Origin of the sequence: Pseudaquabacterium inlustre, from assembly GCF_038066595.1 — a bacterium.
GTDB classification, from domain to species: domain Bacteria; phylum Pseudomonadota; class Gammaproteobacteria; order Burkholderiales; family Burkholderiaceae_C; genus Pseudaquabacterium; species Pseudaquabacterium inlustre.
Window position 1 is genome coordinate 353,693 of record NZ_JBBUTH010000009.1, and the last position, 20,302, is coordinate 373,994.

A 20,302-nucleotide genomic window follows, 5' to 3' on the forward strand; every position below is an offset into this window, starting at 1 on the left:
ATGGGGTCATGCCTCCGCACTGCGGCCCTTCATCGCAAACAGGCCTTGCGGTCGCTTCTGGATGAAGACCACGATGAACACCAGCACCATGATCTTGGCCAGCACCGCGCCGGCCCAGCCCTCCAGCAGCTTGGACAGCACGCCCAGGCCGAGTGCGGCAATCACCGTGCCGGTGAGTTGGCCCACGCCGCCCAGCACCACCACCATGAACGAGTCGACGATGTAGCTCTGGCCCAGGTCGGGGCCCACATTGCCCACCTGGCTGAGCGCACAGCCGGCCAGGCCGGCGATGCCGGCACCGAGTGCAAAGGCCATCGTGTCCACGCGGGCCGTGTCCACGCCCACGCAACTGGCCATGCGCCGGTTCTGCGTGACGCCGCGCACGAACAGGCCCAGGCGCGTCTTGCCGATGAGTGCCGCCATGCCCAGCAGCACCAGGGCCGCGAACACGATGATGGCGATGCGGTTGTACGGCAGCACCAGGTTGGGCAGCACCTGCACGCCACCCGACAGGAAGCCGGGGTTCTCCACCGCCACGTTCTGCGCGCCGAACAGGCTGCGCACGCCCTGCATCAGCACCAGGCTGATGCCCCAGGTGGCCAGCAGCGTTTCCAGCGGGCGGCCATACAGCCAGCGGATCACCGTGCGCTCGAGCACCGCGCCCACCAGCGCGCTGGTCAGAAAGGCCACCGGAATGGCCACCACGATGTAAGCATCGAACAGGCCCGGCAGGTGCGCGCGGAACAGGTTCTGCACCACGTAGGTGGCGTAGGCGCCGATCATCATCAGCTCGCCGTGGGCCATGTTGATCACGCCCATCAGGCCGTAGGTGATGGCGAGACCCAGCGCCACCAGCAGCAGGATGCTGCCTAAGCTGGCGCCGGTGAACAGCACGCCCAGGCGCTCGCCCCAGGCCAGGCTGCCCTGCACCTGGTCGAGTGCGGTGGTGATGGCGGCCTTGACCTTGGGGTCGGCCTCCTTGTTCGCCTGCTCCAGCAGCAGCGAGCGGGTGTTGGGGTCGGTGCTGGCGGCCAGGGCCTGGGCCGCGGCAATGCGCTTGGCCGGGTCTTCGGCGCCGATCAGCACCGTGGCGCGCAGCAGCGACAGCTTGGCTTTCAGCCCCGCATCGGTCTCGGCGGCCAGCGCCTTCTCGATCAGCGGCAGCTTGGCCTCGTCGGCCGATTCCTTGAGGTCGGCGATGGCCTTGGTGCGCAGCGCCAGATCGGGCGCGAACAGGCCCAGCGCGGCCAGCGCGCCGTCCAGCTCACGGCGCATGCGGTTGTTGTTGACGACATCCTCGGCATCGGCCGGCAGCACCGCAGCAACGCCCGTGGCCGCCTCGACCGCCTTGCCGTCCTTGACGATGAAGGCCTTGCCACCGGCGGTCTTCACCGCATCGTCCAGCATCGCCTGCACAAAGGGCACCAGCGCCGCGTCACCCGCGGCCACACGCTCGTTCAGCGCGGCAATGCGTTCATCCGAATCACCCGCGGCGATCTTGCCCGCCTGCTCGGGCGTCAATGCAAACGCTGCGGGTGAGAGCAAGCCCATCAGCAGCGGCAACCAGGTCAACAAACTGCGAATTCGCATCGGGTTCCATCCACGGCGGCCAGGCGCGCCTGAATTCGTCCCCGGCAGGGGACAGGCCGCGCCAGCGGCCAGGGGAGCGGGATGTCGAACGGAGCCGCCAGACAGGATCCGGGTTGCCCGGTCCTGTCTGGTCAGCCCCTTGGGGGCCGGCGCCAGGCGCCGGGGGCCTTACTTCTTCTCAGGAACGTTCTTCTTGCCCTTGTTCTCGGGGATGTAGTCGCTCCAGGGGTCGGCCACGACCGGGCCCTTGGTCTTCCACACCACGTTGAACTGGCCGTCGGCCTTGATCTCGCCGATGAACACCGGCTTGTGCAGGTGGTGGTTCTCCTTGTCCATCGTGGACATGAAGCCGCCCGGGGCCGGGAAGGTCTGGCCGGCCATCGCGGCGATGACCTTGTCGGTGTCGGTGCTCTTGGCCTTCTCGACGGCCTGCTTCCACATCATGATGCCGATGTAGGTGGCCTCCATCGGGTCATTGGTCAGCGGCTTGTCCTTGTGGCCGGCAATGCCCTTGGCCTTGGCGTAGTCGCTCCACTTCTTCACAAACTCGGTGTTGGCCGGGCTCTTGATGCTCATGAAGTAGTTCCAGGCGGCCAGGTGGCCCACCAGCGGCTTGGTGTCCACGCCGCGCAGTTCCTCTTCGCCCACCGAGAAGGCCACCACCGGCACGTCGGTCGCCTTCAGGCCCTGGTTGCCGAGTTCCTTGTAGAAGGGCACGTTGGAGTCGCCGTTGATCGTCGACACCACGGCGGTCTTCTTGCCTTCGGAAGCGAACTTCTTGATCTTGGCGATGATGCTCTGGTAGTCCGAGTGGCCGAAGGGGGTGTAGTCCTCCATGATGTCGGCGTCGGCGATGCCCTTGGACTTCAGGAAGGCCTTCAGGATCTTGTTGGTGGTGCGCGGGTACACGTAGTCGGTGCCCAGCAGCACGAAGCGCTTGGCGCTGCCGCCGTCCTTGCTCATCAGGTATTCCACGGCGGGAATGGCCTGCTGGTTCGGCGCGGCGCCGGTGTAGAACACGTTCTTGCTGAGCTCTTCACCCTCGTACTGCACGGGGTAGAACAGCAGGCTGTTCAGCTCTTCGTACACCGGCAGCACCGACTTGCGGCTCACCGAGGTCCAGCAGCCGAAGGTCACGGCCACCTTGTCCTTGCTGATCAGCTGGCGCGCCTTCTCGGCGAACAGCGGCCAGTTCGAGGCTGGGTCCACCACCACCGGCTCCAGCTTCTTGCCCAGCACACCGCCCTTGGCGTTGATCTCGTCGATGGCCATCAGGACGGTGTCCTTCAGCACGGTTTCCGAGATCGCCATCGTGCCCGACAGCGAATGCAGCACGCCCACCTTGATGGTGTCCTGGGCATGGGCGCCCAGGCTGGTCAGGCTGGCGGCAAGGGCCACGGCGCCAAAGGTGGCGCTGAACTGGCGACGGTTGAAGGACATCGGACTTTCTCCTGCTCCGTTGGGTGACTGCACCCGGGTTGATCGGCTGGAGTGAAGTCTCGCGACGCGGCCGCATTCGGGCCATACGACACCCTGCGTATGCCGGGCCAACGGCGCACCACGGCAAGGTGGTCAAGGCTCGGCAGGCCGCTGATGGAAACGGCTGGATGCCGTATGGGGAGGCGCGTGAAGTCCCTCAGCCCAGCAAGCGGCCCAGCCGCTGCAGCACCATGCCTGCAGCGGCGGTTCGCGTTTCCACGCCCAGCTTGGGCAGGATGTGCTCCATGTGCTTGGTGATGGTGCGCGGGCTGGTGCCCAGGATGTCGCCGATGTCGCGGTTGGTCTTGCCCTTGGCCACCCAGTAGAGCACCTCGGCCTCGCGGGCCGTGACCTTGAAGGCCTGCACCATGGCCTCGATGGTGGCGGCGTCGTTGCTCTCGCTGGCCACGATCAGCCATTCGCCATCGGCGGCCTCACTGCCCTCGCCGCCGGGCTCGGCGCCGCCATCGCCCGCCTCGGTCAGCGCGTGCAGCTTCAGCGTCAGGCGCCGGCCGCCGCGCACACTGACCAGCGGCGGCACCGCCTCGGCCGCCGCGGCGCCCAGCGTGGCCACGCTGCGCCGCAGCCAGTCGATCATCGGCGTGGGCGCATACGGCCCCTCGCTGCCGAAGTGGTCGCGCAGCAGGCGGCGGGCCAGCGGCGTCTGCCACACCAGGCGGCCATCGTCGGCGCGCAGCACCAGCGTGGCATGGCCGAAGGCATCGAGCGCATTGCGCGCCTGGCGCTGCGCCTTGGCCGTCTGCAGGTGGGCGGCGATGCGCGCCAGCACCTCGCGCGGCTGGATGGGCTTGGTGACGTAATCGGCGCCGCCGGCACCGAAGGCCGCCACCACATGTTCGGTCTCGGTCAGCGCGGTCATGAACACGATCGGGATGGGCGCGGTCTCGGCCTCGGCCTTCAGCCGCCGCGCCACCTCGAAGCCGTCCATGCCCGGCATCATCGCGTCCAGCAGCACGATGTCGGGCTGCGCGGCCAGCGCGCGCTGCAGCGCGCTGGCGCCATCGGTGGCCACCAGCACGGTGTAGCCGGCCTCGTCCAGTGCGTCGTGCAACACGGCCAGGTTGTCGGGCTGGTCGTCGACGATCAGCACCAGGTCGCCGTCCAGCGGCATGGCGCCGGCCGAGGCCAGGCTGTCGGAATCGTGCGCAGTCATGGGCCGCATTGTCCTCAGCCGGCGCGCGCCAGCGCCGTGCGGATGATCTGCTGCACGCTGTCGAGCTGGAAGCGCCGCGCCAGCTCGCGCAGCCGCGCCACGAAGCCGGCGCTGGCCGGGTGCTCGGCCTCGATGGCGTCCAGCTTCTTCTGGATGCCGCGCAGGTAGCCCAGGCGCACCAGGTCGTCCAGCGCACGCAGCGCCTCGGCCGGCGGGGGCAACAGCGCCCGGTCTTCCGTCGGCGGTGCCGCGGCCGCCGCCGCCTCGGGCGCGCTCAGCCAGTCCACGCCCAGGCGCTGCTGCAGCCACTGCAGCAGCTCGGCCATGCGCACCGGCTTGACCAGGAAGTCCTGCGGCGTGATGCCCAGGTCGTTCTCCAGGCCCTTGTCGAAGGCATTGGCCGAGACGATGGCGGCCGGCGCGTTGCTCAGGCCCTGGCTGCGCAGCCGGCGCAGCGTGGTCCAACCATCGATGCCAGGCATGGCCAGGTCGAGGAAGATGGCGTCCACCCGCTCGACGGCCAGGAAGGCCAGCGCCTCTTCGCCGCTGGCCGCCTGGTGCAGCGTGAAGCCCAGCGGTGCCAGACGGTCGGCCACCAGGCGGCGGTCGGCTTCCTCGTTGTCCACCACCAGGATGCGGCGGCGTTCACCGCGGTAGCCCACCGGCCGGCGCATGTGGGCCAGCGCGCCGGCGGCCTCGGCCGCAGCGTCAGTGCGCAGCTCGGGCAGGTACAGGCGCACGGTGAAGCGCGTGCCCTGCCCCGGCGTGCTGTCCACCGTCATCTCGCCGCCCATCAGCTCGGTGAGCATGCGCGCGATGGTCAGACCCAGGCCGGTGCCGCCGGCCGCATTGCCGCCGGCCGCGCTGCCGCGCTGGAAGGGCTCGAACACGCGCTGCAACTCGTCGGCATCCATGCCCGGGCCGGTGTCCTCGATCTCGAAGCGCGCCATCTCGCGCGCATAGTCGACGCGAAATCGCACCTCGCCGGCGCGGGTGAACTTCACCGCATTGCCCAGCAGGTTGATGAGGATCTGGCGCAGCCGCTTTTCATCGGCGCGCACCAGGGCCGGCAGCGTGCCGCTGCGCGTGTGCACGAAGCGCAGGCCGCGCGCCACGGCCTGCGGCTCGATCAGGTGCGCCAGCTCGTCCATGCCGTCGGCAAAGCGCATCGGCGCGGCCTCCAGCGCCAGGCGGCCGCTCTCGATGCGGGCAATGTCCAGCGTGCCCTCGATCAGACTCAGCAGGTGGTCGCCGCCGCGGCGGATGACCTTGACCGCATCGCGCCGGTGCTCGGGCACGGCCGGGTCGTCTTCCAGCAGCTGGGCATAGCCCAGGATGCCGTTCAGCGGCGTGCGCAGCTCGTGGCTGATGGTGGTGATGTAGCGGCTCTTGGCCTGGTTGGCGGCATCGGCGCTGGCCTTGGCCTGCTGCAGCTGGGCGTCGGTGCGGCGGTGCGATTCGATCTCGTGGCGCAAGGTGATGGCCTGGCGGTGCAGAGCCTGGGTCTGGCGCCGGCTTTCCTGCTGCGCGGCCTCGCGGCTGCGGTGCGCCAGCACCAGCCACCAGCAGGCCATGCCGGCGATCAGCAGCACCACGAAGAACACCTGCAGCAGGCCGCTGCGCAGCAGCGGTGCCACGGCGGCGGCGCTCAGCGCATCGGCCGTGGCCAGCGAGCGCTGGCCCAGCGCATACAGCACGCCGAACAGCAGCGCCAGCGCCGGCAGCACCAGGCCCATCAGCAGCAGGTAGTCGGCCAGGCCGCGGCGCAGCATGGGCGCGGCGGCGGCCGGCAGCAGGCGCTCGAGCAGCCGGCCCCATTGCCAGGCCAGGCGGCCCTGGGGCTTGCACAGGTCGTCGCAGCGCGCGTCCAGCGTGCAGCACAGGCTGCAGATCAGGCCGCCATAGGCCGGGCAGGCGGCCATGTCCTCGGGCTCGTAATCGCGCTCGCACACCACGCAGCGGCGCAGCGTGGCCGCCCCCAGATAGCGGCCGTCGCCATCGGCGGCGGCCTGCACGGCACGGGCGGCGCGGGTGCGGCGGGCGATGTAGAAGCGCCCGCCGGTGGCCCAGGCGATCAGCGGCGACGCCACCATGGCCACGGCCAGCGCGATCATGGCCGAGAAGGCCTGCGGCCCCGGCCCGAAGGCGCCCAGGTGCGCCGCCACGCTGGCCACCGAGGCGATGCCCATCGCGCCCACGCCCACCGGGTTGATGTCGTGCAGGTGGGCGCGGCGGAACTCGATGCCCGGTGGGCTCAGGCCCAGCGGCTTGTTGATCACCAGATCGGCCACCACGGCCATGATCCAGGCGATGGCGATGTTGCTGAACAGGCCCAGCACATGGCCCAGCGCCTGGAACACGTTCATCTCCATCAGCACCAGGGCGATGGCGGTGTTGAACACCACCCACACCACGCGGCCGGGGTGGCTGTGGGTCACGCGCGAGAAGAAGTTGCTCCAGGCCAGGCTGCCGGCATAGGCGTTGGTGACGTTGATCTTGAGCTGCGACACCAGCACGAACAGCGCGGTGGCCGCCACGGCCCAGCTGTAGTTGGGGAACACGTACTCCCAGGCCGCCAGGTACATCTGGTTGGGATCGACCGCGCGCTCGGCCGGCACCATGTGCTGCAGCGCCAGCCAGGCCAGCACCACGCCGGCCAGCATCTTGGCCACGCCCACGATCACCCAGCCCGGCCCGCCCAGCAGCGTGCCGGCCCACCAGTGGGCGGCGCGGCCGGGCTTCTTCTCGGGCATGAAGCGCAGGTAGTCGGCCTGCTCACCCATCTGCGTGATCAGCGCAATGCCCACGGTGAGCGCGGCGCCGAAGTCCAGCCAGTGAAAGCCCGAATGCCCCGACACGCCGGCCGAACGGGTGAGCCCAGCCAGTTCACCCGGCGAGCGCACCAGCAGCACGGCAAAGGGCAGCACCAGCATCAGCAGCCACAGCGGCTGGGTCCACACCTGCAGCCGGCTGATCACCGTGACGCCATGCGTGACCAGCGGGATCACGACCAGTGCACACAGGCCGTAGCCCCAGGCCGGCGGGATGTCGAAGGCCAGTTCCAGCGCGTAGGCCATCACCGCGGCCTCGAGCGCGAAGAAGATGAAGGTGAAGCTGGCGTAGATGAGGCTGGTGATGGTGCTGCCCAGGTACCCGAAGCCGGCGCCGCGGGTGAGCAGGTCCATGTCCACACCGTAACGCGCGGCGTACACGCTGATCGGCAGGCCGGCCAGGAAGATGATCAGCCCGGTGGCCAGGATGGCGAGCGCGGCGTTCATGAAGCCGTGCTGCACCAGCAGCGTGGCGCCCACGGCCTCCAGGATCAGGAACGAGGCCGCACCGAACGCGGTGTTGGCCACGCGCCATTCGCTCCACTTGCGGAACGCGCGGGGGGTGAAGCGCAGCGCATAGTCTTCCAGCGTCTCGCTGGCCACCCAGCGGTTGTAGTCGCGTCGGAAGGTGACCACTTGCTGCGGTGGCGCGGCGGGGGGCGCGGAATGCATGCCTGTGCCCCATCAAGAATCGCGCCCGCACTGGGACGGTGCCATTTGCCGCATGCGCACCACTCAAGCGCATTCACGCACCGATTCAATGCAGCGGCGCCGGTTGGCACCGAAGCTGTGCTACCAATGTGGGCCTGCCGCTTCCTGTGCGAGGCCGAGGCCACCGGGTGGCCGGCTGGCTCCGTGTCCTCCGGGCCTTCGGCCCTCCCCCTTTTACCTACGCCACCCGGCCACCCGGCGTCCTCGGCCCGACACATTTCCGCTTGCCGAGGAAAACGACGCCCCGCACCGCGTGGTGCGTCTGCCTCGGGGCGGCCGGGCCTGGGGTGGGGTGAATCTGCGCCGCCGAGCAGCGCAGGCCGGGTGGCGGTGCGCCGAGAGGCGCACATCGACAACTGACTTGCGGCGCTTGTCCGACCACAGCGAGCGTGAGCGAGCGGCGGGAGTTGCGCCGCACCAGCCACCCGGCTGAGCAGCGCAGGGAAGCCCACGGCAAAGCCGTGGGCCAAGCAGTTGAGCCCCACCCCAGGCCCGGCCGCCCCGAGGCCGCTCGGTCTCAGCATGCATGGCAGGCCGAACTCAAAACCGGCAAGAATCACATGGCACCAATCATGCAAAGCACGCTGCCATGGACCTCACCCCCCGCGAGAAAGACAAACTGCTGATCTTCACCGCTGCCTTGCTGGCTGAGCGGCGCAAGGCACGTGGCCTGAAGCTCAACCACCCCGAGGCGGTGGCCCTGATCACGGCCGCCATCATGGAAGGCGCCCGCGACGGCAAGACCGTGGCCGCGCTGATGAGTGAAGGCAAGACCGTGCTCGCCCGCAGCGACGTGATGGAGGGTGTGGCCGAGATGATTCCCGAGATCCAGGTGGAAGCCACCTTCCCCGACGGCACCAAGCTGGTGACCGTGCATCAACCCATTGCCTGAGTGCCGGAGCGACACGCCATGATGTTCAAGCGACTCACCGCCGCCAGCCTGCTGGCCTGCACCACGCTCACCGCCCTGGCGCATGACGGCCATGGCCTGCCCGGCGCCAGCCACTGGCATGCCGGCGACGCCCTGCTGTGGCTGGCCGGTGTGGCCGTGGCCGCCGTCGTCTACCTCGGCGACCGCCGCCGCTGACCCCCTCACCCCGGAGCCGCTGCGCATGATCCCTGGCGAACTGCTCACCGACGAGGGCGAGCTCGAACTCAATCCCGGCCGCCGCACCCTCACCGTCACGGTGCAGAACAGCGGCGACCGGCCCATCCAGGTGGGCAGCCATTACCACTTTGCCGAGACCAACGGCGCGCTGCAGTTCGACCGCGAGGCCGCCCGTGGCATGCGCCTGAACATCGCCAGCGGCACGGCCGTGCGCTTCGAGCCCGGCCAGCAACGCACTGTGGAACTGGTGGACTACGCCGGCAACCGCACCGTCTACGGCTTCCGCGGCCTCATCCAGGGAAAACTCTCAACATGATGCCCCCACGCTCACTTCGTTCACTGCCCCCCGAGGGGGCGACTCAGGCCCTTCGGGCGGCCGGGCGGGCCTGACATGGCGACCATCCACCGCCGCGCCTATGCCGAGATGTTCGGCCCCACCGTGGGCGACCGCCTGCGCCTGGCCGACACCGGCCTGATCCTCGAGGTCGAGGACGACCTGACACTGCGTGCCGGCGGCTATGGCGAAGAGGTCAAGTTCGGCGGCGGCAAGACCATCCGCGACGGCATGGGCCAAAGCCAGGTGCCCAACGGCCCCGGCCTGCGCGAGGCCTGTGATCTGGTGATCACCAACGCGGTGATCGTCGACCACTGGGGCATCGTCAAGGCCGACATCGGCATCAAGGGCTCGCGCATCGTCGGCATCGGCAAGGCCGGCAACCCCGATGTGCAGCCGGGCATCGATCTCGTCATCGGCCCCGGCACCGAGATCCTGTCGGCCGAAGGCATGATCGTCACCGCCGGCGGCATCGACAGCCACATCCACTTCATCTGCCCGCAGCAGATCGAAGAGGCGCTGATGTCGGGCGTCACCACCATGCTGGGCGGCGGCACCGGGCCGGCCACCGGCACCTTCGCCACCACCTGCACGCCGGGGCCCGAGAACATCCGCCGCATGCTGCTGGCGGCCGAGGCCTTCCCGATGAACCTGGGCTTCCTGGGCAAAGGCAACGCCAGCCGCCCCGAAGCCCTGCTGCAGCAGATCGAAGCCGGCGCCATCGGCCTGAAGCTGCACGAGGACTGGGGCACCACGCCGAGCGCCATCGACAGCTGCCTGGGCGTGGCCGAGGTCACCGACACCCAGGTGTCCATCCACAGCGACACGCTCAACGAGAGCGGCTTCGTCGAAGACACCGTGGCCGCCACCAAGGGCCGCACGCTGTGCGCCTTCCACACCGAAGGCGCGGGCGGCGGCCATGCCCCCGACATCCTGCGCGTGGTGGGCGAGGCCAACTTCCTGCCCAGCAGCACCAACCCCACGATGCCCTACACCGCCAACACGGTGGACGAGCACCTGGACATGCTGATGGTCTGCCACCACCTCGATGCCAGCATCGCCGAGGACCTGGCCTTCGCCGAAAGCCGCATCCGCCGCGAGACCATCGCCGCCGAGGACGTGCTGCACGACCTGGGTGCCATCAGCATGATGAGCAGCGACAGCCAGGCCATGGGCCGCGTGGGCGAGGTCATCATCCGCACCTGGCAGACGGCGCACAAGATGAAGGCCCAGCGCGGCGCGCTGGCCGGCGACTCGTCGCGCAACGACAACCAGCGCATCAAGCGCTACATCGCCAAGTACACGATCAACCCGGCGCTGGCCAACGGCATCGCGCACGAGGTGGGCTCGATCCGCTCGGGCAAGTGGGCCGACCTGGTGCTGTGGCGCCCGGCCTTCTTCGGCGTCAAGCCCAGCGTCATCGTCAAGGGTGGCTTCATCGCCGCCGCGGCCATGGGCGACCCCAACGCCAGCATCCCCACGCCCCAGCCGGTGCACTACCGGCCGATGTTCGGCAGCTTCGGCAAGGCGGTGGGCACGGGATCCATCAGCTTCGTCAGCCGCTCGGCCCTGGCCAGCGGTGCCGCCGAGAGCTACGGTCTGGCCCGCCACCTGTCGGCGGTGCGCGACTGCCGCACGGTGAAGAAGACCGACATGCTGCTGAACAACGCCATGCCGGTGATGGAGATCGACGCCCAGACCTACGAGGTGCGCGCCGACGGCCAGCTGCTCACCTGCGAGCCGGCCACCGTGCTGCCGATGGCGCAGAAGTACTTCCTGTTCTGACCCTGGCCCGGGCGGCGGCACGTGGCTGCCGCGACAATGCCGCCATGCTCACCGTCAACAAACTCATTCCCCAGGGCCGCGGCCTGGCCAGCGTGCTGGTCAAGCGCGCCGCCACCGTTGAACTCGACTGGGACGTGCGGCAGAAAAGCCGCTTCGAGGCCACCGACAGCCAGGGCCGGCAGATCGGCGTGTTCCTGCCGCGCGGCACGCTGGTGCGCGGTGGTGATGTGCTGGTGGCCGAAGACGGCTCGCTGGTGAAGGTGAACGCCGCGCCGCAGCCGGTGCTGGTGGTGCGCCACTGCAGCGAGCACGGCACGCCCTTCGACCTGCTGCGCGCCGCCTACCACCTGGGCAACCGCCATGTGGCGCTGGAACTGCAGCCCGACCACCTGAAGCTCGAACCCGACCATGTGCTGGCCGACATGCTGCGCCAGCAGCACCTGATCGTGACCGAGGCGCAAGCCGGCTTCGAGCCCGAGGGTGGCGCCTATGGCGGCGGCGGGCATGGCCACGGACACGACCATGGCCATGCGCATGACCACGATCACGGCCATGCCCACAGCCATGACCACGCCCCGGCCAAGGGCCGCGCCGCGCTGGCGGCGATCGGCGTCAGCGCCGCGCCCGCGCCGCATGTGCATGGCCCCGGCTGCGGGCACGATCACAGCCATGACCACGCGCACGGTCATGGTCACGGCCACGGCCACGTGCACGGCCCCGGCTGCCAGCACGACCACTGAGCGCCCTCGCCCGCCGCGTCCCGATGCGCCAACGCCCCGCGCCCGCCGCCCTGCCCGCGCCGGCCCTGCTGCAGCTGATGTGGCTGGCCTCGCCGGCGCTGCCGGTGGGCGGCTTCAGTTATTCCGAGGGCCTGGAGGCCGCGGTCGACCACGGCCATGTCACGAACGAGGCCCAGGCCCGGCAGTGGCTGCTGGGCCAGCTGGCCCTGGTGCTGGGCCGCGCCGACGGCCCGCTGGTGGCGTCGGCCTGGCGCGCCTGGGACCGGCATGACGCCGCGCGCGTCACCGAGCTGAACGACTGGTTCATCCACACCCGCGAGAGCAGCGAGCTGCGCCAGCAGGCCGAGCAGATGGGCCGCTCGCTGACCGACTGGCTGCGCCAGCGCCGGCCCGACGATGCGCGCGTGGCCACGCTGGCCGCGCTGGCACCGGCCCCCACCTGGCCGGTGGCCTTTGCGCTGGCCGCCGCCGTCACCGGCGCGCCGCTGCGCGAGGCGCTGCTGGCCTTCGGCTTCGGCTGGTGCGAGAACATGGTGCAGGCCGCCATCAAGGCCGTGCCGCTGGGCCAGAGCGCCGGCCAGCGCCTGCTGTCGGCCCTGGCCGATGCGCTGCCGGCCACGGTGGATGCGGCCATTGACACCGCCACGCGGGGCGATGCCGGCCGCTTCGGCTTCACGCCGATGCTGGCCATCCTGTCGGCCCGCCACGAGGCGCAGTACTCACGCCTGTTCCGCTCCTGAGCCGGGGCGCTACACAGCAGCAACATCGGGCAAGGCCCCAGCAACCCGCAGCGCGCACAGTCACTCCTGCGCACCCCGGGGCCGTCCTCCCCCGGTAGTGGCGGGTTCTGCCTGGGCTTCCTCCCTCCTCCCTCCTGTCTCTCGCAGAAACGCCATGTCCGGGGTGCGCACCTTCTTCCCGGCAGGCGGCATGATCGTTGCTGGTGCATGTGCACCATTCACAGGCCACTTGCCATGACCCCACTGCACAGCATTCCCCGTCGCACCAAGAAACTGCCGCCACTGCGCGTGGGCGTGGGCGGGCCGGTGGGCTCGGGCAAGACCACCCTGGTCGAGATGCTGTGCAAGACGATGCGCGAGAAGTGGGATCTCGTGGTCGTCACCAACGACATCTACACCAAGGAAGACCAGCGCCTGCTCACCGTGGCCGGCGCGCTGGACCCCGAACGCATCATGGGCGTGGAAACCGGCGGCTGCCCGCACACCGCCATCCGCGAAGACGCGTCGATCAACCTCGAGGCCGTGGACCGCATGCTGGCCAAGTTTCCCGATGCCGACATCGTCTTCATCGAGAGCGGCGGCGACAACCTGGCCGCCACCTTCAGCCCCGAGCTCAGCGACCTGACGATCTACGTCATCGACGTGGCCGCCGGCGAGAAGATCCCGCGCAAGGGCGGCCCGGGCATCACCAAGAGCGACCTGTTCGTGATCAACAAGACCGACCTGGCGACCTATGTCGGCGCCGACCTGTCGGTGATGGAGGCCGACACGAAGCGCATGCGCCCGAACAAGCCCTACGTGATGACCAACCTGCGCACCCAGGCCGGCCTGGCCGAAGTGGTGGGCTTCATCGAGCGCAAGGGGCTGCTGACAGCTTGAAGCGCTGCACGGCCTGGGTCAGGCGCGCGGCCTGCTCGCGCAGGCTTTGCGCGGCGGCGGCGCTCTGGTCCACCAGCGCGGCGTTCTGCTGCGTCATCTGGTCGAGCTGAGCCACCGCATCGTTGATGCGCACGATGCCCTCGCCCTGCTGCATGCTGGCCTGGGTGATGTCGGCGATCAGCGCATTCACCTCCTGCACCGAGGCCACCACGCGGTCCATGGTGCCTCCGGCCTGCTGCACCATGGCCGCGCCGGCGCCGGTGCGCGCTACCGAGGTCTGGATCAGCGCCTTGATCTCGCGCGCGGCCTCGGCACTGCGCTGGGCCAGCGCCCGCACCTCGCCGGCCACCACGGCAAAGCCGCGGCCCTGCTCGCCGGCGCGGGCGGCTTCCACCGCCGCGTTCAGCGCCAGGATGTTGGTCTGGAAGGCGATGCCGTCGATGGTGCCGATGATGGCCGAGATGCGGTGCGCCGCCTGCTGGATGTCGTCCATCGCGCCCACCGCCTGGCCGACGATGGCGCCGCCCTCGCCGGCCACCGCGCTGGCCTGGTCAGCCGTGCCCTGGGCGCGCCGGGCCGCCTGGGCATTGCCCTGCACCGAGCCGGTCAGCTGGCCCAGGCTGGCGGCAGCCTGCTGCAGGTTGGCCGCGGTGCGCTCGGTGCGGCCGCTCAGGTCCTGGTTGGCCTCGGCGATCTCGCCGCTCGAGCGGGCCAGCAGCGCGGCGGCCTCGTGCACCTCGCCCATGGTCTCGTTGAGCCGGTCGCTCATGCGCTTCATCTCGCGGATCAGGTCGCCGATCTCGTCCGAGCCGACCAGCAGGATGTCCTGGCTCACGTCGCCGGCGGCGATGGCCCGCGCCACGCGCGCCGCCTTGTCCAGCCCGCGCGTGATCGAGGCGTACACCAGGTGCAGCACCAGCAGCAGCACGCCCACCGCCGCCGCCAGCCACACCGCCGTGGCGCGCAGGTGCTGCCACAGCTCGGCACGCAGGTCGTCCATGTACAGCCCGTTGCCGATCACCCAGCCCCAGGGCGCGAAGCCGGCCACGTAGGACAGCTTCTCCACCGGCTGGTCCTGGCCCGGCTTGGGCCACAGATAGGGCACGTAGCCGGCCTGCTGGCGCCGCACCGTCTCGACGAAGCGCACGAACAGCGCATTGCCCTCGGGGTCCTTCAGCCCGCTGACGTCCTGCCCTTCCAGCGCCGGCTTGATCGGGTGCAGCACCACGCGCGGCGCCATGTCGTTGATCCAGAAGTACTCCTGGCCGCCATAGCGCAGGCCGCGGATGGCCTGGATGGCCAATTGCTGCGCCTGGGCCCGGCCCACGGTGCCGGCGGCCTCCAGGCCATGCGCCCAGCGCAGCAGCGAGGCCGCCGTCTCCACCTGCTGGCGGATGGCGGTCTTGCGTGCCTCGTAGGCCGTCTGGTAGGTCTGCCAGCCCTGCCAGCCCGCCAGCACCAGCATCACCAGCGCACTGATGGCCGCCAGCGCCGCCAGCTTCACGCGGATCGAGACATGGTTCAGGACACGGTGCACGCGGCTGGGCTCGGCCGCGAGGCCAGGATCGAGGTACTGCATGGGCACTCCGCACCACGCGGCCCCGCACGGTACATCGGTGCGGCCGGCCAGTGGGGTTGCCAGCGTTCTCGGCCCCAGCCTGGGGCATCTTGAGACGCGTGACCCATCCCAGGTCAAGAATGCCCCACAACTGTGCGTCATCGCACGAACCCGTTCGCCATGGCCGAATACGGTCCCGACCGTCCGGCCACGCCCGCCCGGCCACGCCCGCCCGGCCACGCCCGCCCGGCCAGGGTGGCGCGGGTAACATCCGCGCCGCCATGTCCCAGTCCATTCCTGCCCCCGCCGCCGCGCCTGCTGCTGCGGCCGCCCACGAGTTCACCCCCGGCCTGTTCATCCGCGGCATCCAGGCGCCGCTGCGCCTGGCCGACTACCGGCTGGTGGCCTTCGACATGGACTCCACGCTGATCAACATCGAGTGCGTGGACGAGATCGCCGCCGCCGCCGGCCGCCGCGACGAGGTGGCCGAAATCACCGAGGCCGCGATGCGCGGCGAGATCACCGACTACAAGGACAGCCTGCGCCGCCGCGTGGCGCTGCTGGCCGGCGTGCCGGTCAGTGCCATGCAGCAGGTGGTGGACGAGCGCCTGCAGCTCAACCCCGGCGTCGAGACCTTCGTGCGGGCCTGCCAGGCGGCCGGGCTCAAGACGCTGCTGGTGTCGGGCGGCTTCACCTTCTTCAGCGAGCGCATCCGCCAGCGCCTGGGCCTGGACTTCGCCCGCGCCAACACGCTGGGCGTCTACAACGGCCGCCTCACCGGCACGCTGCAGGACCGCCCCTGGGGCGACATTTGCGACGGCGCCGAAAAGCGCCGCGTGCTGCTGGAGGTGTGCGAGCTGATGGGCATCGACGCCGCGCAGGCCATCGCCGTGGGCGATGGCGCCAACGACCTGCCGATGATGGGCGCCGCCGGCCTGTCGATCGGCTTCCACGGCAAGCCGGCCGTGCGCGAGCAGGCCATGGTGTCCATCGAGTCGGGCGGCATGGACCGCGCGCTGGAGATCCTGCGGCCCTGATCCGCACGCACCTGATCCAGGTCAGTGCGGCCCGGCGGCTCCGGGCAAATCAGGACACGGCATCCCCCCGATGCGGGCCTAGCATGGGTTGAACCCCTTCGTTCACCCCAACGCCAGGAGACCGCCCATGCCGCAGACCAAGTTCCTGCTCGACGAGAGCCGGATGCCCACCCACTGGTACAACATCGCCGCCGACCTGCCGGTGCCGGCGCCGGCCGTGCTGCACCCCGGCACGATGCAGCCGGTGGGCCCCGATGACCTGGCGCCGCTGTTCCCGATGGAACTGATCCTGCAGGAGGTGTCCACCGAGCGCGAGATCGCCATCCCCGAGCCGGTGCGCGAGGTGTTCAGGCTGTGGCGCCCGGCGCCGCTGTACCGCGCCCACCGGCTCGAAAAGGCCTTGGGCACGCCGGCCAAGATCTTCTACAAGTACGAAGGCGTGTCGCCTGCCGGCAGCCACAAGCCCAACACCGCCATTCCGCAGGCCTGGTACAACGCCCAGGCCGGCATCAGGAAGCTCACCACCGAGACCGGCGCCGGCCAGTGGGGCACCAGCTTGAGCTTTGCCGGCCAGCTGTTCGGCCTGGAGGTCAAGGTGTTCCAGGTGCGGGTGAGCTACGACCAGAAGCCCTACCGCCGCGCCGTGATGGAGACCTACGGCGCCCGCTGCATCGCCAGCCCCAGCAACGAAACCCAGTACGGCCGCCGCGTGCTGGCCGAGCGGCCCGATCACCCCGGCTCGCTGGGCATCGCCATCAGCGAGGCGGTGGAGATCGCCGCGACGAACGACGACACCAAATACGCGCTCGGCTCGGTGCTCAACCATGTGCTGCTGCACCAGACCATCATCGGCCAGGAGGCCATGCTGCAGATGGAGATGGCCGATGCCGACCCCGACGTGGTGGTGGGCTGCACCGGCGGCGGCAGCAACTTCGCGGGCATCGCGTTCCCCTACATCGGCCAGCAACTCAGAGGCGGCAAGAAGCGCCGCATCGTGGCGGTGGAGCCCGCCGCCTGCCCCAGCCTGACGCGCGGCAAGTACGCCTACGACTTCGGCGACACCGGCCACATGACGCCGCTGACCAAGATGCACACGCTGGGCAGCACCTTCACGCCGCCGGGCTTCCATGCCGGCGGCCTGCGCTACCACGGCATGGCGCCGATGGTCAGCCATGTGAAGGAGCTGGGCCTGATCGAGGCCGTGGCTTACCACCAGGTGGCCTGCTTCGAGGCCGGCGTGCTGTTCGCGCGCAGCGAGGGCATCGTGCCCGCGCCCGAGGCCAACCACGCGGTCAAGGGCGCCATCGAGGAGGCGCTGCGCTGCAAGCGCGAGGGCAAGGCCGAGACCATCCTGTTCAACCTGTGCGGCCACGGCCACTTCGACATGGCGGCCTACCAGAGCTACTTCGCCGGCCAGCTCAGTGACCAGAGCTACAGCGAGGAAGAGCTGGCCATGGCGCTGTCGGGCCTGCCCTCGGTGCCGGCCTGATTGCCAAAAAAGCAAATTCGCCAATAACGCACAAATTGAACACCGCGGCGCGTGCCGGCGCCGCGGCGCCGGCCCAGACTCGGGGGATCGACATGAACCCGTTGTGCCGATGCCCACCCCCGAGTCGCGCCGCCTGCAAACCCTGCTGAACCTTTCGTTGCCTGGTGGCCTGGGTGACAAGCCGCGAGAGGAGCTTCGCCAGCACACCGAAGAGATGGCTCGCCTCTTCAACGTGCCGGTCTGCCAGATCTCGGTGCTCGACCGCGACGCCCAGCATGTGCTGGCTGCCCACGGTCCTGCCCAGCAGGTCAACGACATGCGCCACTGCCTGTGCGCGCAGATGATCGCCCAGCAGGCGCCGCTGGTCGTGCCAGACCTGCAGGCCGATCCCCGCTGGCACGACCACCCGCTGCTGCAGGCCGATCCGCCGCTGCGCTTCTATGCTGGCGTGCCGGTGCCATCGCTGGCTGGCGTGTACTTCGGCGCGCTGTGCATCATGGACCACCGCCCGCGCCCGGACATCACGCCGCGCGAGCTGGGCCTGCTGCAGCGCCTGGCGGTGCTGATCAGCAGCAGCCTCGAACGGCGCATGCGCCACCACCGCCGCCGCATGGACGCCGAGCTGCTGTCGCATGGCCCCACGGCGGCCGTGGTGCTGCAACTCAGCAACGGCTGGCCGCCGGTCTACACCTCGGGCAACCTGCGCGAGGTGATCGGCCTGGACGCCGCCGATGCGCTGGCAGCAGGCACGCCCTTCGAGCAACTGATTCACGCCGACGACCGCAGCCGCTTCGCCGACGCGATGCGCGGCCACCTGGAAACCCCGCTGCCGGCGCTGCAGATCAGCTACCAGCTGGCCGGCAGCGGCGGGCGCTGCATCCGCCAGAGCACGTTCACGCTGCCGTCGCCGCGCCCCGGTGAGCCGCGACGCGTGTGCGCCTACCTGGTGGACGAGACCCGGCAGAAGCGCCTGGAGGCCTCGATCGCCGCCACCAAGGACCGCCTGTTGCTGGCGGTGGAATCGGCCCAGCTCGGCACCTTCGACCTCGACCTGCGCACCGGCATCGGCAGCATCAATGCCCGCCTGGCCGAGATCATCGGCCACCGGCTGGAGGACTACGAATACACGCCCTGGGGCTGGCTGGAGCGCGTGCACCCGCTCGACCGGCACTACCTCGACACCATGCGCAGCCAGCTGGCCGCGCTGGGCGACGGCAAGCAGTCGGTGGCCTACCGCGTGCGCCACAGCGACGGGCACTACGTGTGGGTGCAGAGCTACAGCAAGGTGGCCGAGCGCGATGCCGCCGGCATGCCGCAGCGCGTGGTGGGCACGCTGATGGACGTGACGGCGCAGAAGCACGACGAGCTCAAGCGCCAGCGCCAGCGCCAGCTGCTGGATGCGCTGAACGACGTGCAGGCCAGCTTCCTGCTGAACCAGGACATGCGTGCGGCCAGCAAGCGCCTGCTGGACCCGCTGTTGGCGATGAACGAGAGCCTGTTCGGCTTCATCGGCATCCTGCGCAAAGGGCCGGACGGCCAGCGCAGCCTGGTGCTGCCGGCCGTGTCCGACCTGGCCTGGGACGCCGCCACGCGCGGCCGCATGGCCATGCTGGAGCGCCAGGGCCGAGACCTGCACTTCGACAACTTCGACAACCTGTTCGGCCACGTGATCACGCACGAGACCGTGGTGCGCAGCGCGCCCGACGCGCCGCACCCGGCCGCGCGCGGGCTGCCGCCGGGGCACCCACCGCTCTCCACCTTCCTGGGCATGCCCATCGTCTTCGACGGCCAGGTCACCGGCATGATCGGCCTGGCCAACCGCCCGGGTGGCTACGACGACGAGTTGGTGGCCCTGCTGACGCCGCTGACCACGACGCTGGGCGCGCTGATCCGCGCCCGCGAACTGGACGAGGCGCGCCGCAATGCCGAGGCCGAGTTGCAGCGCCTGGCCGTGGCCGACGGCCTGACCGGCCTGCTCAACCGCCGCGCCTTCATGGCCGCGCTGCAGGACACGCTGGAACGCTGCCACCGCGGCGACGGCCCGTGCACGCTGGCCATGCTGGACCTGGACCACTTCAAGCAGGTCAACGACCGCCACGGCCACCCGGCCGGCGACGAGGTGCTGCGCCACTTCGCCGAGGCCTTGCGCGGCGTGGCGCGCGAGGTGGACATCGCCGGCCGCCTGGGCGGCGAGGAGTTCGCGCTGCTGCTGCACGGCGTGGATGTGACCCAGGCGCTGGTGCCGCTGGAGCGCCTGCGCGCCAGCCTGGCGGCCCATCCGGTGCCCTGGGACGGCCAGCAGATCACCGTGACCGTGAGCATCGGCACGGCCGTGGTGCCCGAGCGAGGGGCTTCGATCCAGACCTGGCTGGCCGCCGCCGACCGTGCGCTGTACGCCGCCAAGCAGGGCGGGCGCGACCGCATCCACCCGGCCGACTGAGCGCCGGCACCGGCATCGCCGTCAGCGCAGCCAGGCCCGCACCTGGCCGACGAACTGGTCGATCTCGATCGGCTTGGTAATGCAGCCGTTGCAGCCCGCGGCCAGTGCCGCCTCGCGCTCGCGCGGCAGCGCCAGCGCGGTGAAGGCCACCAGCGGCAGCGTGGCCGTGGCCGGCGCGCGCCGCAGCAGCGCCGCCAGCGCAAAGCCGTCCATGCCGGGCATGGCCAGGTCGAGCAGCATCACATCGGGCACGCGCAGCGACAGCTGGGCCAGCGCCGCCACCGCGCCGTCGGCCTCGATCACCTCGAAGCCGTCGCCGGCCAGCAGATGGGCCGCCAACTCGCGGTTCAGCGCGTTGTCATCGACGATCAGGCAGCAGGGCATGGGGGCGGACGGTACGGCGGGCG

The 20,302-nt window shown here is 70.2% G+C and carries 16 protein-coding genes; 10 read left to right on the top strand and 6 right to left on the bottom strand.

The annotated features are described in order from the left end of the window. Positions 1-6: 6 nt before the first annotated feature. The 4 genes from urtB to AACH10_RS19045 form a co-directional block, all read right to left on the bottom strand. Positions 7-1,590: an urea ABC transporter permease subunit UrtB gene (gene urtB / locus AACH10_RS19030; protein ID WP_341412064.1), complete on the bottom strand. Its 1,584-nt coding sequence runs from the start codon at positions 1,588-1,590 to the stop codon at positions 7-9. 168 nt (positions 1,591-1,758) lie between these two features. Further along, on the bottom strand, positions 1,759-3,030 hold the full coding sequence (gene urtA, locus AACH10_RS19035) for an urea ABC transporter substrate-binding protein (protein ID WP_341412065.1): 1,272 nt from the start codon (positions 3,028-3,030) through the stop codon (positions 1,759-1,761). A 196-nt stretch (positions 3,031-3,226) separates the two neighbouring features. Continuing rightward, entirely contained in the window at positions 3,227-4,243 is a 1,017-nt protein-coding gene (locus AACH10_RS19040; protein ID WP_341412066.1) for a response regulator, read from the bottom strand. 14 nt (positions 4,244-4,257) lie between these two features. Beyond that, positions 4,258-7,746 carry an ATP-binding protein gene (locus AACH10_RS19045; protein WP_341412067.1) on the bottom strand — a complete coding sequence of 1,163 codons (3,489 nt, stop codon included), beginning with the start codon at positions 7,744-7,746 and terminating at the stop codon, positions 4,258-4,260. A gap of 628 nt (positions 7,747-8,374) precedes the next feature. Between AACH10_RS19045 and AACH10_RS19050 the strand changes: the two genes are divergently transcribed. The 7 genes from AACH10_RS19050 to ureG all read left to right on the top strand — a co-directional run bounded on the left by AACH10_RS19050 (position 8,375) and on the right by ureG (position 13,371). After that, a complete protein-coding gene (locus AACH10_RS19050) occupies positions 8,375-8,677 on the top strand; it encodes an urease subunit gamma (RefSeq protein WP_341412068.1) in 303 nt (100 codons plus the stop codon). An 18-nt stretch (positions 8,678-8,695) separates the two neighbouring features. Then, on the top strand, positions 8,696-8,872 hold the full coding sequence (locus tag AACH10_RS19055; protein WP_341412069.1) for a hypothetical protein: 177 nt from the start codon (positions 8,696-8,698) through the stop codon (positions 8,870-8,872). Positions 8,873-8,897: 25 nt separating this feature from the next. Next, the gene (locus AACH10_RS19060) at positions 8,898-9,209 is read left to right on the top strand and encodes an urease subunit beta (protein ID WP_341412070.1); all 312 of its coding nucleotides are present in this window, start codon (positions 8,898-8,900) and stop codon (positions 9,207-9,209) included. 75 nt (positions 9,210-9,284) lie between these two features. Further along, entirely contained in the window at positions 9,285-11,012 is a 1,728-nt protein-coding gene (gene ureC, locus AACH10_RS19065; RefSeq protein WP_341412071.1) for an urease subunit alpha, read from the top strand. A 44-nt stretch (positions 11,013-11,056) separates the two neighbouring features. Further along, positions 11,057-11,752: an urease accessory protein UreE gene (gene ureE, locus AACH10_RS19070; protein ID WP_341412072.1), complete on the top strand. Its 696-nt coding sequence runs from the start codon at positions 11,057-11,059 to the stop codon at positions 11,750-11,752. Positions 11,753-11,775: 23 nt separating this feature from the next. Continuing rightward, positions 11,776-12,492, top strand: a complete 717-nt coding sequence (locus AACH10_RS19075) for an urease accessory protein UreF (protein WP_341412073.1) — start codon at positions 11,776-11,778, stop codon at positions 12,490-12,492. Between the two features lie 234 nt (positions 12,493-12,726). Next, complete coding sequence (gene ureG / locus AACH10_RS19080; RefSeq protein ID WP_341412074.1) at positions 12,727-13,371, top strand: urease accessory protein UreG; 645 nt, start codon at positions 12,727-12,729, stop codon at positions 13,369-13,371. On the opposite strand, the gene AACH10_RS19085 is transcribed toward ureG, so the two are convergent. Continuing rightward, entirely contained in the window at positions 13,340-14,950 is a 1,611-nt protein-coding gene (locus tag AACH10_RS19085; RefSeq protein ID WP_341412075.1) for a methyl-accepting chemotaxis protein, read from the bottom strand. The genes ureG and AACH10_RS19085 overlap by 32 nt on opposite strands. Before the next feature lie 260 nt (positions 14,951-15,210). Between AACH10_RS19085 and serB the strand changes: the two genes are divergently transcribed. The 3 genes from serB (at position 15,211) to AACH10_RS19100 (ending at position 19,895) form a co-directional block, all read left to right on the top strand. After that, complete coding sequence (gene serB / locus AACH10_RS19090) at positions 15,211-15,966, top strand: phosphoserine phosphatase SerB (protein ID WP_341412076.1); 756 nt, start codon at positions 15,211-15,213, stop codon at positions 15,964-15,966. A 127-nt stretch (positions 15,967-16,093) separates the two neighbouring features. Then, a complete protein-coding gene (locus AACH10_RS19095) occupies positions 16,094-17,455 on the top strand; it encodes a TrpB-like pyridoxal phosphate-dependent enzyme (RefSeq protein ID WP_341412077.1) in 1,362 nt (453 codons plus the stop codon). Between the two features lie 109 nt (positions 17,456-17,564). Further along, entirely contained in the window at positions 17,565-19,895 is a 2,331-nt protein-coding gene (locus tag AACH10_RS19100) for a sensor domain-containing diguanylate cyclase (RefSeq protein WP_341412078.1), read from the top strand. Between the two features lie 21 nt (positions 19,896-19,916). Here AACH10_RS19100 and AACH10_RS19105 read toward each other — a convergent pair whose 3' ends face one another. Continuing rightward, positions 19,917-20,279, bottom strand: coding sequence for a response regulator (locus tag AACH10_RS19105; protein WP_341412079.1), 363 nt, complete (start codon positions 20,277-20,279; stop codon positions 19,917-19,919). Positions 20,280-20,302 lie beyond the last annotated feature (23 nt).